This window comes from Paenibacillus sp. J31P316 (assembly GCF_056269105.1).
This window is the reverse complement of sequence record NZ_JBWDNI010000019.1, coordinates 1-14,346: the sequence shown is the minus strand read 5'-3', so window position 1 is coordinate 14,346 and position 14,346 is coordinate 1. Positions and strand designations below refer to the sequence as shown.

The window sequence follows — 14,346 nt, the reverse complement described above, 5'->3', positions numbered from 1 at the left end:
ATCGTGCGTGTAAGCGACGAATGCTGCATGTCAGACCTTAGGGTTGAACGCGCCAACCGATCGTTGGACGTTGTCGATATCGCCCCGCTGCGTTCGTCGTCCTTATTGGAGGCCACTATAGGCTCACAACCGAAATCAGGAGGAGAAGACCGATGCGATTTATGATGGTCGTGAAAGCGACGAAGGATTCCGAGGCGGGGGTTATGCCAACGCAGGAACTGGTGGAAGCGATGACGAGGTACAATGAGGAGCTGGCGAAAGCCGGCGTGCTGGTGGCGGCAGACGGCCTGCATCCGAGCTCTGGCGCGGTGCGGATCTCGTATCCCGAGCCGGGCGGCAAGCCGAAAGTAATCGATGGTCCGTTCGCGGAAACGAAAGAAATTATCGCGGGCTATACGATGATCGAGGTGAAATCGCGGGAAGAAGCGATCGAGTGGGCCTTGCGCATGCCGGATCCGCATGGTTTCGGCGAAGGGGAGATCGAGCTCCGTCAAATATTCGATTTCGCGGATATCACCGTCGATCCGGAGCTGCAGGCACGGGAGAGCGCGATTCGCGTGCAGCTCGGTAAGGATAAATAAACATGGCGCAGGCGATTGATGCGCATCGCACGGTCGAGGCCATATGGCGGATCGAATCGGCCAAGCTGATCGCCGGGCTGGCAAGAATGGTCCGCGATGTCGGCATGGCCGAGGATCTCGCCCAGGATGCGCTTGTCATCGCGCTGGAGCGCTGGCCCGTCAGCGGCATTCCGGACAAGCCCGGCGCCTGGCTGATGACGGCGGCCAAGCGGCGCGCGATCGATCTGCTGCGCAGAAGCAAGACGCAGGTCCGCAAGTACGAGGAACTCGGCCGAACGGCGCCGACGTACGCCGAGGACGATCTGGAGCAGGTCATGGAGGAGGGGCAGATCGGCGACGATCTGCTGCGCTTGATCTTCGCGACCTGCCATCCGATTCTCTCGCGCGAAGCGCGCGTCGCTTTGACGCTGCGTCTGCTCGGAGGGCTCGCGACGGACGAGATCGCGAAGGCGTTCCTGGTCGCGGAGTCCACCATCGCGCAGCGAATCGTGCGGGCGAAGCGGACGTTGAGCGCCGCGCAGGTAGCGCTGGAGGTGCCGGAAGGCGAAGCCCTCAAGGAACGGCTGTCGGCGGTCCTCGAAGTCATCTATCTCATGTTCAACGAAGGGTATGCCGCCACCTCGGGCGATCAGTGGATTCGTCCGCTGCTATGCCAGGAAGCGCTGCGGCTGGGGCGCATGCTGGCGGAGCTCGCTCCGGGGGAGTCCGAGGCGCACGGGCTGGTGGCGCTGATGGAGATCCAATCATCGCGCTTCAAGACGCGGGTCAACGCCGCGGGGGATCCCGTGCTTCTGCTCGACCAGAATCGGGCGCGCTGGGATCATCTGCTCATCCGCCGCGGCTTGGCTGCGCTGGAGCGGGCCCGCAAGCTGGGCCGTCCGCTCGGTCCTTATGCGCTGCAGGCGGCGATCGCGGCTTGCCACGCGCAGGCGAGAACGGCGGACGAGACCGACTGGGTGCGCATCGCCGCGCTGTACGAGGCCTTGTCGCGCGCGGCGCCGTCGCCAGTCGTGGAATTGAACCGCGCCGTCGCGGTCGCGATGGCCTTCGGGCCGTCCTTCGGCTTGCAGCTTGTCGATGCGCTGAGCGCCGAGCCGTCCTTGCGGGACTATTATCTGCTCCCGAGCGTGCGCGGCGACTTCCTCGTCAAGCTGGGCCGCAGCGCGGAAGCGCGCGCCGAGTTCGAGCGTGCCGCTTCCTTGACGCGCAACGAGCGCGAGCAGGCGCTGCTGCTGAAGCGTGCCGCCGAGTGCGGCGGGTGAACACGCTGCGGTGCTGATCCACTCCGGAGCGGAGCGATACGGCTTGGGTAACACGCAATACACTGTTTACATTGACCTGCTGCATGCCGCGCCCGCGTAATCCGGGGCGCGGCATTTTTTTATGGCGATCTGAATTGTGCTGACCCGAATACACCAAACAAGAATTTCTCTCGTCCATGTCGATTCCGTCCTTTCCCGTTCGTCGATGAATCAGATGGGCATGAAGGAGGCAGCTGAAGGAGGCAGCCAAGGCTGCCGATCCGAATGACCGGTCCGATCGACGAATGGGGGATTGCCATGAGGTTTATGTTGTTGTTTAAAGCGACGGGACACTCTGAAGCCGGCATCGAGCGGGGGGACGACTACGACTCCGCGATGACATCCTATCGCGAAGCGATCGCCGGGGCCGGCGTGCTGCTTGCGGAAGAACGGCTGCTGCCGAGCGCCAGCGGCGTGAGAATTTCGTATCCGGCTTCCGGCGCCGCGCCGGAGGTGACGGCGGGGCCTTTTGCCCCCGAGACCGAACCGGTAGCGCGCTGCATGCTGATCGACGTCCGTTCGGTGGACGAAGCGATAGCCTGGGCCTTTCGCATGCCGAATCCAAGCGGCTGCGGAGCGCGCGTCATCGAAGTCCGAGAAGTAGCCGAGGACGAATTCGCGCTGCGCAACTTGCGATCGCTGGTCTTGACGGCCGATCTTGCGGATGGGATCGCGAGATTCAGACAACGATCATTCTTTTTTTAATAAAAGATGAAATCTTTTCCGGCAACCGTCGATCTGCGATTCAGCCGTTCGTCGTAAGAGTAGAACCAACGAAAACGAATCCTACCCAAACCAAAACGAGAGAGGTTGTTGAACATGGGAGCACAATTAACGGCGTACATTATATCGGCGAATGCAAGAGAGCAGGCAGGGTTTTATGCGCAGGCACTGGGCGGGGAGATTCTGTCTACGATGACGTTCGGGCAGATGCCCGGCGCGCCGGAAGAGATGGCGGATAAAGTCATGCACTTGGCGATGACGGTGGCGGGCGGCAATGCGCTCTTCTTCTCCGACTATACGCCGGTCGAGTATACGCGCAGCATCTCGTTATCGTTGTCGTACGACGAAGAAGCGGAGGCTCGCGATGCGTTCGCCGCGCTGAGCACCGGGGGCGAAGTGAAGTTTCCGTTAGCCCTGCAGCCATGGGGCGCGTATTACGGCGAAGTGCTGGACAAGTTCGGCATCAGCTGGCAGATCGTGAAGCAGCTGGCGTCCAACGAATAGCAAACCAAGAGGAGCGATGAAGATGAACCAGGAAGTGACGGATTTTATCGGCGCCGTGAAGGAGCCTTGGCAGCATGAGCTTTGCGCGGGCCTGCGCGAAGTCGTGCACGGAGCGGTGCCTGAGGTGACGGAGCGCATCCAGTACAAGAAGCCGCATTTCCTCAAGAACGGCAAATACGCCGCCGTGATCAGCACGTCGAAGGATGCGGTCAGCTTCACGATTTTCAACGCGGAAGGGCTCTCGCTACCGGACGGCCTGTTCGACGGTCCGCCGGAGCGTAAGACGATCAAGCTGAAGAAAGGCCAAACGTTCGATGCGGCGCAGCTGTCCTCGCTCGTCGGTCAGGCGTCGTCGACGCTGTAGGTGCGCAGGCTGTAGGTGCGCAGCTGTGGGTTCGTAGGACAAGATACGATGAAAAGCGAAAAGGGCAGCTCGCCGGTCATGAAGATGACCGGATGAGCTGCCCTTTTTTCAATCACAGTAGAACTTGTCCGAAGCGCGATTCGCCGCTTATGGCAGAATGTTGCCCGCTGCGCGGTAGATGGCGTACCATTCTTCGCGCGTCAGGTGGATGTCGCTCGCGCGGATGCAATCTTTGATCCGCTCGATGCTCATCGTGCCTGTGACCGGCTGCATCTTCGCCGGGTGGCGAAGCAGCCAAGCGATGGCGATCGTCGTGTTGCTGACGTCGTATTTCTTGGCAACCTCGTCGATCTGCGCGTTCAGCTCAGGGAATTTCGGGTTGTCCAGGAAGACGCCCTCGAAGAAGCCAAATTGGAACGGCGACCACGGTTGAATCGTGATGTCATGCAGTCTGCAGTAATCCAGAATGCTGCCGTCGCGGTTAATGGCGGACTCGTTCACCATGTTCACGTTGACGCCGTTCGAGATCATGTTGGCGTTCGTGATGCTAAGCTGCAGCTGGTTCGCGACGATCGGCTGCTTCACGAATTTCTTCAGCAGCGCGATTTGGTTCGGGTTTTGGTTGGATACGCCGAAGTGGCGAACTTTGCCCGAGCTTTCCAGCTTATCGAATGCTTCCGCGACTTCCTCCGGCTCCACCAGCGCATCCGGACGGTGCAGCAGCAGGATGTCGAGGTAGTCGGTTCTCAGACGCTGGAGGATTTTATCGACGGACTCCAGGATATGCTCCTTGGAGAAGTCGAACTGTCCTTGGCGAATGCCGCATTTGGACTGCAAAATGATTTTTTCGCGCACAGCGTCGCTCATATGGATGGCGTCCGCGAAAATTTCCTCGCATTTTCCGCCGCCGTAAATATCGGCATGATCAAAGAAGTTCGCGCCTTCCTCAAGCGCGGTTTGGACGAAACGCTCCGCGCCGGCTTTATCCAGCGAATTGATGCGCATGCAGCCGACCGCGACTACGGGTACCTCCAAATTGCTGGTTCCGAGCTTCATCGTTCTCATGATAACAATGCCTCCTGTTCATTCAAAAAGATGGTTTTGGCCTGTGGCCGGATCGTGTAATCAAGCATGAATACGCTATGTATCCCTTAAAGATTGTGACATACTACACGTCCCGTTTCAAGGCGGCGGAGGGCCTGAAAAAAATGAAATTATGATTGAGTTTATCGCTTCTCCCCCAACTTGTCTTCCGGATCGCTCCAGTTCGGCGCGGACCGCGCCAGGAACATTGCCAGCAAACGACCGCCCCGATTCTGTCGATCTTTGCTATAATAGGTTCTACAATCGACGTTGTTTCGATGATGTAAAGACGCTGTCCTACCGATTGAATGAGTGCCGCCAAGAAGGCGGAGGCTTCACCAAATCCGACAAAAAGAATGTGATGACGTGGTTCAACCGGCCTACCGAATCCGGAAGCAGACCATCCTTGCGAAAATCCAAGCTGGCGTATCGGTCGACGATTACCGCCGGCTTCTTGCGCTGTTTCTCCCTATTTTGATCGACCAGGCGTTCATCGTTTGCCTCAGTCTGGTGAACACGGCGATGATCAGCTCCGCGGGCGTATCGGCGATCAGCGCGGTCAATATGGTCGACTCGCTTAATATTTTTCTGATCAGCGTCTTCGTAGCCGTATCGACAGGCGGTACGGTCATCGTCGCGCAATATAAAGGGAGCGGGAACGGCCTGATGGTGTCCAAGGCGGCCGCCAGCTCCGTCGCGTCCGTGTCGCTGTTCGCGCTCGGCATCAGCCTGGCGATGATCGCGGCCCACGGTCCGGCGCTCCATCTGCTGTTCGGGTCGGCGGCGCCTGACGTTTTCGCCAATGCGAAGACGTACTTCATCGGCAGTTGCTCGTCCTTTGCCGGCATCGCGATGGTGGAGGCGGTGTGCGGCGCGCTGCGGGGCATCGGGCGTTCGCGGGCGTCGCTCGTCCTTTCCCTGATCATGAACCTCTCGTACGTGCTGCTGAACATCTTGTTCATCAACGTGCTGGACATGGGCGTGCTCGGCATGAGCATCGCGGTGAACGTGGCGCGGTACGGGGCCGCGGCGTTCGCGCTGTACTATCTCGTCAAAATGGATACGAACCTGCATCTGCGTATCAAGGATATCGTCGCCGTCAATCTCGCCATGCTGAAGAAGATATTGTACGTCGGGCTGCCGTTCGCGGCCGAGCAGATGTTTTTCAACGGCGGAAAAATCGTGACGCAAATTTTCATCGTTCATATGGGCACCAACGCCATCGCGGTTAACGCCATCGGCGGCTCCTTTGCCGGGCTGCTCCAAATTCCGTCCGCCGCGCTGTCGCTTACGGCAATTACGGTCATCGGGCAGTGCATGGGGCGGCAGAACGTCGAGGAAGCCCGGCGATATACGCGCTTATTCCTATGGATATCGTCCTTATTCCTGCTCATTACGGCGCTTATTATATTGCCGCTGTTCCATCCGCTCGTGAGCCTGTTCCACCCGCCGGACGAAATCGTGCACGACATCTTCCTGATCGTGCTTATCAATGCCATCGCCCAAGTGCCGCTCTGGTCGGCCAGCTTCATCATGCCGTCGGCGCTGCGGGCTTCGGGCGATTCGAAATTCACGTCGATCGTATCGCTGCTGTCCATGTGGCTGTTCCGGATCGTGCTCGGGTATACGCTCGGCATCGTGCTGGACGGCGGCATCGTCGGCGTCTGGCTGGCGATGAACATCGAATGGGGCGTGCGCGGGGCGATCTTCCTGTGGCGCTTCCGAGGGAAGAAGTGGTATCAGCATCGATTGATCTAATGACTGCGGCAAGCGAATGATTCACTGCTATACGGTCTTAGACTCTAATGAACTGAAAATAACGTGGCGGAACGATGGAGGAACTGCGGATGAAGATTCTGGTATTCAAACATTTTTCCTTCGATGACGAGAGTGCCATTGCGGCTTGGGCCGAGGCGAATGGCCATGCGCTTGAAGTGCTCGATCCTGCCGAACCAGTAGCATGGCCAGCGGTTGGAACATTCGATCTGCTTGTCGTTCTGGGCGGTCCCATGAGCGTATATGAAGAAGAGAAGCATCCATGGCTGTCCGGCGAGAAGCGTTTCCTCCGAGCCTGCATCGACGAGGGTATGCCGGTGCTCGGCATTTGCCTTGGCGCTCAAATGCTGTCCGAGGTATTGGGGGGCACCGTGTACCGCAGCGAGAGGAAGGAGATCGGCTGGCATGCCGTGCGGCGGACGGAGGAGTGGCATTCATGCTTCGACGGTATACCGCCTGCGTTCGTCAGCTTCCAATGGCATGGCGACACTTTACGCTGCCGCCGGGCGCGGTACGGCTCGCCTCCTCCGAAGCTAATCTCAATCAGGCATTCGCGTACGGAGATTCGGTGCTGGCGCTGCAATTTCATCTCGAGACGACGCCGGCCTGCATCGACACGATGCTTGAGACGTGGGTCGGCGAGCTTGTAGATGCGCCGTTCATTCAGCCGGCAGCCGAGATCACGGAACAGATCGAACGAAGCGCCGCGTCGCACGCGATGCTGGCGGATATTCTAGACCGCTTGGCGGCGACAGGCAAAGGTCAGTCGGGGCAAGCGGCGCGCCTGGCGTGAACGCGCAGACACGGAGAATTGGTGAAATGCCGTTCGCATTCATTATTGAAGCAGAGGAAGAATAAGCCCGGATTGGGGGCGTTTTCATCGTGCCCGGCGCCGGTAACCTGCATGGTTGCTGCGCTGGGCAATTTTTCTTTGCATGATTAATTATTTTTATTGTGACAATAAAAATAATTTTATAAATAACCTATAGTCGAGCCGACCAAAAAGCGATACAGTAGAGGAAGAAGAAAGGCTGCTTTCATCCTCGAAGCGTCTTGTGATTTATTTCACATTTCTCCCTTTTTTGCGATGGAATGCTTTACCGCGTTGCTCGTTTAATGGGATTAAGCCTGGCCTGCCGTCCATCGGCGGCAAGGGGGTTCATCTTGCAAGATGATCGCAGCTGAGTGACTACATCTGAAGGAGGCAATACAATGAGTGAAACAATGGTAACGAACCTGGAGCAGCAGGATTCCGCATCGGCTCTTGCAAAATCGGACGTGCTTGATCAACTGCTGAAGCCGGAAGTGCAAGAAGCGCTGACGCAGCTGGTGGATCAACTGCCGAAACTGTCCGAAATGATGAGCTTAATGACGAAAACGTACGAATTGGCGCAAAAGGTCGCTTCAGACCGCGTCCTGATCCAAGACACGGTAGGCGGCATTCAAGAAGTCGTTAAACCGCTGACGGAGAAAGTAAAAGGCTACGCATCCGCAGCAATCGAAGCAAGCGACCGTGCAGAGAGCAGCGAGAACGTCATCGGCCTGTTCGGCATGATTAAGCTGATGAAAGATCCAGAATTGCAAAAGATGCTTCGTTTCGGCCAAGCGTACCTCGACATCCTGGGCGAAAGAAAAAAAGGCTAAACGACCGAACCGATATCGACGAATCATCATACTAAGCGAAGCACGGAGGATGAGATCCCATGAGAAAAGAAATACTGATTCTAGGCGGCGGCTACGGCGGCTTGCTGAGCGCGCTGTCCGCACGTCAGCATCTGTCGACCGAAGAAGCGGGCATCACGATCATTAACCGCGTCGGCTCACACCAAATCATTACGGAGCTTCACCGTCTTGCCGCTGGCAACGTAGCCGAGAAAGCCGTTGCTTTGCCGCTTGAGAAGCTGCTGAAAGGCAAATCCATCAATGTCGTCGTTGGCGAAGTACAAACGATCGACGTTGCAGGCAAGAAAGTCGCTTTGAACGACGGTTCCTCGTACCGTTACGATAACCTGGTGCTTGCACTGGGCAGCGAAACGAACTACTTCGGCATCCCGGGCCTGCAAGAAAACAGCCTGACGCTGAAATCCGTCCATGACGCTAACCGCGTATTTAACCATGTGAAAGACCGCATCAAGGCTTATGCGGCAAGCAAAAACAAAGCAGACGCTACGTTCATCATCGGCGGCGGCGGTTTGACCGGCGTCGAGCTGGTGGGCGAGCTTGCCGACGAGCTTCCGGGCATCTGCCGTGAATACGGCGTTAACTTCGCGGACGTTTCGATCTCGCTGGTCGAAGCTATGCCTACGATCCTGCCGATCTTCTCGCCTGAGCTGATCCAGCGCGCGGTTGCGAGCTTGGAAGCACGCGGCGTAGAATTCCTGACAGGTCTTGCGATCACGGAAGTGAACGGCAACGTCGTTACGCTGAAGGACGGCAGAACGATCGAGACGAATACGCTTGTATGGACAGGCGGCGTTCAAGGCAGCACGCTCGTAGGCAACAGCGGCGTAGAAGTTAACCGCGGCCGTGCAACGGTCAACGAGTTCCTGCAATCGACTTCGCACCCTGAGGTATTCCTGGCTGGCGACTGCGCAGTCGTATTCGCTCCGGAAGGTCGTCCATACCCGCCGACTGCCCAACTGGCATGGCAAATGGGCGAGCTTGCGGGCGCAAACATCGCGGCATCGTACAAAGGCGCTGCAATGGGCACGTTCAACCCGGTATTCTCCGGCACGCTGGCAAGCCTTGGCCGTAAAGACGGCATCGGCGCGATCGGCGAAAGCGGCATCGAGCTGAAAGGCACGCCTGCTTCCTTGATGAAGAAAGCAAGTAATGCCCGCTACCTGTCGCATATCAACGGCTTGTTCTCGCTCGCTTACTAAGCCAAGTTAGGCGTTAAGCGCAGTTGGAACCTGTTCCGCGAATTATAGGACAGACAACGACCAGCCCCGGCTCTTATTGAGCCGGGGCTGGTTGGCGTTCGATTCGATAGCTGACTTCGATTACTGGCATCACACGTGGGGGCTGTGAATAGAGCCAGCTAGTTACGTGAAATTGCGTCCACTTATCAACATAGTTATGCACAGTGCTAACAAGCGTAGAATCAAGGAAAATCGTCAATACAACAATTTTTATACACATATCCACAGGTAAATTTGTACACAAGTGGACAGCTGATTCCAGCCTGAGAGGCCTGTTTTCTGGCTGCGGGGAATTGACCGTCTCCGAACAAGCTGCGTCCGCTTATTCTTCTTCTTCGTTAATCAGAATCGTGACCGGATTGGACTGCACGACGCCCGGTACGCGCTGTCCGTTCGGCGCGACGTATTCGAACGTCAGGCTTGCCGTATTGACCGCGAGCAGATTGTGCGGCTCGCGGACGGCTGTCGCTTCGAATGTAACGGAGACAGCGCTCTTCGGCGCAATGAATCCGATCAGGATGCCGAGCGCCGGATTCGCTCCGGGCACGGGACTGCCGCCGACCGTCACGCTGTTCGGCACGAATTCGAGTCCTTCCGGCACGACATCGAGCAGCGTGGCTCGGTCGAACGGCGTCGTTCCCGGATTCGATACGGCGACGGTGAAGACGACCTTGCTGCCGACGAGCGCTTCGGTCACGTTGGCGGACTTGACGATCGTCGGCGGCGCGAGCACGGGGACCGTGACGGGATTCGTGAATACTCGTTCCGCGAAGATGCGGCCATCGCGGAGGATGAAATCCAGCAGGATGTTGCCTTGGTTGACCAGTACCCCGGAAGGGGGATAGAATTCGACTCTCAGCTGGAAGGTGACGAGGTTCGTGATGTCCGGCAGCACCGTGCCAAGAACGGTGCCCGTATAGCGGTTGGCGCCTGGGACCGACTGGCCGTTCAACGTGACGCTGTTCTCGACGAAGGACGTTCCTTCCGGGAGGATATCGAACCAGGTGGCCAGGGCATTGAAGTTGCCGTTGTTGGTGACCGTCGTCGTGTATTGAATGACGTCCCCTACGAAGGCGAACGGCTGAAGCGCGGCTTTGACAGCGACAACCATCGGCTGCGACACTCTCACGCGAACCGTATTGGACATGGCCGACTGTCCGATGCCTCCGCTGGTGTACGTGACGGTCGCGAAGTCGTCGATGATGCCCTGCGGCGGCGGATCCGATATGATCAGCACGTCGAACGTGACGGTGACCGACCCTCCTGCCGGAACGGTGCCGATGTTAACGCCGGTCCTGATGCTGCCTGCGACCGGGACGCCGTTCACACGCACGCTGCCCGCGACGAATTCTCCGCCCTCGGTTGCGGTATCGGAGACGATCGTGTTCAGCGAATCCGCGATGCCGATATTGCTCACGACGACGGTATAGGTGATGGTGTCGCCGATCAGGACGGAATTGCTCGATACGCTCTTCTCGGCAAGGAGCATGAACTGCGGATTGCGCACTTCGACGATGTTGGACGTCGTGCTGCCGGACAGCGGCGGCCGTCCCGGCGGCGTGTACGCAAAAGTGGCATTCGCTTGGTTGATATAGAATTGGGTCGGCGACGGCGCGTTAATCTGCACGTCATAGGAGACGACGATGGTGCCGCCCGGAGGGATAGGGCCAATGGGAATGCCGGTCAGCGGACTTATTCCAGGCGTTAATACGCCATCGATTCGGACCGAGTTCGGCACGAAAGAACCGAACGCGTACAGCGGGTCGAAGATGACGGCGCTAAGAGCGATATTGCCCGTATTGAGGGCGGATACCGAATAATTGACGACGTCCCCGACGTTCGCGATCGCGACGCCGGCGCGCTTCACGAGCGTAAGGCCCGGCGCCACGACGGGGATCGTAACCTGATTGGAATTCGAAGACTGCGTCACCGAGCCGGATGTGAACGTCACCGTCGCTTGGTCCGTCAGCACGGCCGGATCCGGGAGGAACTCAACGACGATCTGGAACGTGACGAGCACGGTTGCCCCGGGCGCGAGCGTGCCGATCGGAATGCCCGTCAGGGGATTCGCGCCCGGAACGGGAATGCCGCCGACCGTGACGCTGCCCGGCACGAAGGCGGAGCCGGTCGGGATATTATCCGTTAAGCTTACCGCCGTCAACGCGGAGGCGTTGTTGTTCGTCACGTTGACCGTGTATTGGACGACGTCGCCGACGACCGCGCTAGGCAGATTAGCAGACTTGACCGGCGTGAGCATCGGCGAAGATACCGGGATCAGAACCTCGTTGGAAGGGATGAAACCGGGAATGTTGCGGCCGTCGGGCAGCATGGCCACGAATGCCGTTCCGAATCGATTGCGAACGAGGTTCTCCGGCGGTATGGAGGTGACGAGCAGCTGATATTGAATGGTGGTCGTCTGAACGAGATTCAGAATGCCGACATTGATGCCGAGAAGCGGGCTGTCGCTCGGCTGGCTGACGCCGTTGACGATTACGGAGCCGAGCACGAAGAGCGTTCCCGGCGGAAGCGGATCCGTTACGACGCCGGACACGTCGATGTTGCCGACGTTCGTGACCGTAAGCGTATACGTGATCGTATCCCCGACGAGGGCATTCGTTAGATTGGCTTCTTTATGAACCGCCAGCAGCGGCACGAAGACCGGGATATCCACGATGTTGGACGGAACGACGGTGGAGATGGGCGGAGCCTCCGGCGTCGGAACGAAAGTATACGCGGCTGTGGCTTGGTTGCGGAGAATATTGGGCATCGGCAGCGAGACGACCAGTTCGTCGAACGTGACGGTGACGCTCATGCCTGCCAGGATGGTTCCGATCGGCACGCCGACTACCGGGTCTGCGCCGGGCTGCTGCACGCCGTTGATCGTGAAGCTGCCCGGCACGAAATCCGAGCCGTCGATATCGTTGTCGAAGAACTGGACGGCGGTTGCGCTGACCAGTCCCGTGTTTCGGATGACGGCCGTGTAAGTCACGGTATCTCCGATGACGGTCGCCGTTCGGTTGGCGGACTTCTCCACCTCGATGAGCGGTTCCAAAATATCGATTTGAATCCCGATACCATCGACGAGGTACCCATCGCCGTTCGTCGTCAGTCTGAAGACGGCACTCGTCTGGGAATTCAGCAGCGTGGGGGAAATCGTCACATTCGTAATGTCCCAGCCTTGCCGGCCGCCGACAATGTTGGAGCCTGGCGTTCCATTAATCTGATTGCGGGTACCGAACGTTCCCGTCGTATCCAGTAGGCCGGCATCGTTATTGATTTGGGAAGCGAAGAAGTTGTTGACGAAATTGTTCGGTCCGGACAGCGCGGTCAAGCTGACTACCGTCGGACCGAACAGGAACCGGTCGCCAGTTTTGTTGGCATCCCCTTCCTGCGCGCTGATCTGCGACCTTCCGTTCAATACGCCGGCGAACGGCGTTGCGAAGCCCGTGAGCACGGTGTCGACGGGCCCGGAAGTAGCTTGAATGACCGTGGCCCCTACCCGCAGCGACAAATTGCGCAGCGGTGCCGCCGGATCGCGGTAGAAGACGGCGAGCGTCCAGCCCGCATGGTTGGATGTGGGGTCGGGAATGACGATCGTGCCGACGACGCCGCTCGTCGTATACGTGCCTGCTCCCGCTGCTGCGACGATGGCAGTGACGTCGGCCGTTCTCACGTAGGCTTGGGTCCCGACGCTGAGCGTCACCTCTTGGGCGGTCGCCGGGGCTGGCGAGATGCTGAAGCTGCCCGTAGGAGTCGCGAGTCCCACTGCATTGTTGATGAACGCGCTCAGGTCGACGCCGTTGTTGATGTACGTGCCGCCCCATATGAGCTCCGCATAGATGACGGTAGATCCAGGGGGAAGCACGAGCACGGCCGATGAGCTGTTCAGCGTGTAGTTGCCGGTCGTCCCTGCCGGATAGGTGCCGAAGGTGAGTGCCGTGTTCGTCGTCACGAATCCCCCGATGCTGTCTACCGTACCCGGGACGCCAACGGTTTCGGACCGGCTGAGTCCGAGCGTATTACCCGTAAAAGTCGCACCGCCATTCTCATTGAGAAAGAAACGGTTTACGAAAGGCATTGTCGGTATCCTCCTTTGTCGCAAATACTGATATCTATGCGCCCTAGGGGGAAATAGAATAGCCCTCTCGTTAGAGAGGGCCATCATTTTGATACTGCTCGTCAAGAGTGAAGGTGCTGGCACGGCGGGTAGCACGGACGTCGGCCTCAACACCGCTGTGAACGGACTCTTGCCACCAGCACCGCTCAGGTCGGGACTCAGCCCTTCCGCAAACGGCGCCGTGCGTGGAACTGCTTGTATTGAAAGTACATGAAGCATCCCAGGCAGAAGCCGCATAACGCGAGCACGACGGCCGCCGTCAGCATGCCGATGCTGATGTAGGTCAGCGCGTCGATGCCGAACGCGGCTCCGATCAGCGCGGCTGCCAGGAACAGAATGGCCAGCAGGTTGTTGAAGCGCAGCAGCTCGCGGCTCTCCGTCTTTGCGCTGGCGGGCAGCAAGGGAGAAAGCAGGCGGACGAACAAATTGTACCGGACGCCGTACGTGCGGCCGACGAGCTGCACGGCGAGCGGCAAGAGGAGAATCCAGTACTGCTGGGTAATGAGCGTCGCGATCACGCTCAAGAAGATACCCAATTGATTGCCGCGTACCCGGTGGAGCGGAATTTCGTCCACGCAGGCATAAGAGTCAAGCTTGATAGGCTTCGTCATAAGGAGGCCTCCATCCGAATTGAAGTTATATCACGATTATACAACTAATTCTTAGTATTTGGGTAGGGATAAGGTGATTGGTTTGCGTGTACTGGCGAAGGCCAGGACATGCAGCATTCACCGGCTTCGTGGAATAGATTGGTTTGCGTGTACTGGCGAAGGCCAGGACATGCAGCATTCACCGGCTTCGTGGAATAGATTGGTTTGCGTGAACTGGCGGAGGCCAGGACATGCAGCATTCGCCAGCTTCGTCGAATAGATTGGTTTGCGTGAACTGGCGGAGGCCAGGACATGCAGCATTCGCCAGCTTCGTCGAATAGATTGGTTTGCGTGAACTGGCGGAGGCCAGGACATGCAGCATTCGC

At 58.3% G+C, this 14,346-nt stretch carries 14 protein-coding genes; 10 read left to right on the top strand and 4 right to left on the bottom strand.

Features of this window, described 5'->3' with window-relative positions:
• The first annotated feature begins 152 nt into the window (after nucleotides 1-152).
• The 5 genes from AC0YNU_RS29025 to AC0YNU_RS29005 all read left to right on the top strand — a co-directional run bounded on the left by AC0YNU_RS29025 (nucleotide 153) and on the right by AC0YNU_RS29005 (nucleotide 3,473).
• Nucleotides 153-581, top strand: a complete 429-nt coding sequence (locus AC0YNU_RS29025) for a YciI family protein (RefSeq protein WP_475762853.1) — start codon at nucleotides 153-155, stop codon at nucleotides 579-581.
• A gap of 2 nt (nucleotides 582-583) precedes the next feature.
• Nucleotides 584-1,843, top strand: a complete 1,260-nt coding sequence (locus tag AC0YNU_RS29020) for an RNA polymerase sigma factor (RefSeq protein WP_475762851.1) — start codon at nucleotides 584-586, stop codon at nucleotides 1,841-1,843.
• A 297-nt stretch (nucleotides 1,844-2,140) separates the two neighbouring features.
• Nucleotides 2,141-2,587, top strand: coding sequence for a YciI family protein (locus AC0YNU_RS29015; RefSeq protein ID WP_475762849.1), 447 nt, complete (start codon nucleotides 2,141-2,143; stop codon nucleotides 2,585-2,587).
• 114 nt (nucleotides 2,588-2,701) lie between these two features.
• Nucleotides 2,702-3,109, top strand: a complete 408-nt coding sequence (locus tag AC0YNU_RS29010) for a VOC family protein (protein ID WP_475762847.1) — start codon at nucleotides 2,702-2,704, stop codon at nucleotides 3,107-3,109.
• A 22-nt stretch (nucleotides 3,110-3,131) separates the two neighbouring features.
• Nucleotides 3,132-3,473, top strand: a complete 342-nt coding sequence (locus tag AC0YNU_RS29005; RefSeq protein ID WP_475762845.1) for a DUF1801 domain-containing protein — start codon at nucleotides 3,132-3,134, stop codon at nucleotides 3,471-3,473.
• 147 nt (nucleotides 3,474-3,620) lie between these two features.
• On the opposite strand, the gene AC0YNU_RS29000 is transcribed toward AC0YNU_RS29005, so the two are convergent.
• Nucleotides 3,621-4,538 carry an aldo/keto reductase gene (locus AC0YNU_RS29000; RefSeq protein WP_475762843.1) on the bottom strand — a complete coding sequence of 306 codons (918 nt, stop codon included), beginning with the start codon at nucleotides 4,536-4,538 and terminating at the stop codon, nucleotides 3,621-3,623.
• A 405-nt stretch (nucleotides 4,539-4,943) separates the two neighbouring features.
• On the opposite strand from AC0YNU_RS29000, the gene AC0YNU_RS28995 reads away from it, so the two are divergent.
• Nucleotides 4,944-6,314, top strand: a complete 1,371-nt coding sequence (locus AC0YNU_RS28995; RefSeq protein ID WP_475763000.1) for an MATE family efflux transporter — start codon at nucleotides 4,944-4,946, stop codon at nucleotides 6,312-6,314.
• Nucleotides 6,315-6,358: 44 nt separating this feature from the next.
• Here the strand turns inward: AC0YNU_RS28995 and AC0YNU_RS28990 are convergent, their stop codons facing one another.
• Nucleotides 6,359-6,676, bottom strand: coding sequence for a hypothetical protein (locus AC0YNU_RS28990; protein ID WP_475763004.1), 318 nt, complete (start codon nucleotides 6,674-6,676; stop codon nucleotides 6,359-6,361).
• On the opposite strand from AC0YNU_RS28990, the gene AC0YNU_RS28985 reads away from it, so the two are divergent.
• The 4 genes from AC0YNU_RS28985 (at nucleotide 6,566) to AC0YNU_RS28970 (ending at nucleotide 9,214) form a co-directional block, all read left to right on the top strand.
• The gene (locus tag AC0YNU_RS28985; RefSeq protein WP_475762998.1) at nucleotides 6,566-6,982 is read left to right on the top strand and encodes a type 1 glutamine amidotransferase; all 417 of its coding nucleotides are present in this window, start codon (nucleotides 6,566-6,568) and stop codon (nucleotides 6,980-6,982) included. The genes AC0YNU_RS28990 and AC0YNU_RS28985 overlap by 111 nt on opposite strands.
• Entirely contained in the window at nucleotides 6,952-7,125 is a 174-nt protein-coding gene (locus AC0YNU_RS28980; RefSeq protein WP_475762841.1) for a hypothetical protein, read from the top strand. Before AC0YNU_RS28985 ends, AC0YNU_RS28980 begins: the two co-directional genes overlap by 31 nt.
• Before the next feature lie 419 nt (nucleotides 7,126-7,544).
• Nucleotides 7,545-7,976: a DUF1641 domain-containing protein gene (locus AC0YNU_RS28975; protein WP_475762839.1), complete on the top strand. Its 432-nt coding sequence runs from the start codon at nucleotides 7,545-7,547 to the stop codon at nucleotides 7,974-7,976.
• A gap of 59 nt (nucleotides 7,977-8,035) precedes the next feature.
• Nucleotides 8,036-9,214: an NAD(P)/FAD-dependent oxidoreductase gene (locus AC0YNU_RS28970; RefSeq protein ID WP_475762837.1), complete on the top strand. Its 1,179-nt coding sequence runs from the start codon at nucleotides 8,036-8,038 to the stop codon at nucleotides 9,212-9,214.
• A gap of 361 nt (nucleotides 9,215-9,575) precedes the next feature.
• Here AC0YNU_RS28970 and AC0YNU_RS28965 read toward each other — a convergent pair whose 3' ends face one another.
• Nucleotides 9,576-13,331 (bottom strand): hypothetical protein, encoded by a 3,756-nt coding sequence (locus AC0YNU_RS28965; RefSeq protein WP_475762835.1) that lies wholly within the window; start codon nucleotides 13,329-13,331, stop codon nucleotides 9,576-9,578.
• Nucleotides 13,332-13,528: 197 nt separating this feature from the next.
• Nucleotides 13,529-13,981 carry a DUF4395 domain-containing protein gene (locus AC0YNU_RS28960; RefSeq protein WP_475762833.1) on the bottom strand — a complete coding sequence of 151 codons (453 nt, stop codon included), beginning with the start codon at nucleotides 13,979-13,981 and terminating at the stop codon, nucleotides 13,529-13,531.
• Nucleotides 13,982-14,346: the final 365 nt, after the last annotated feature.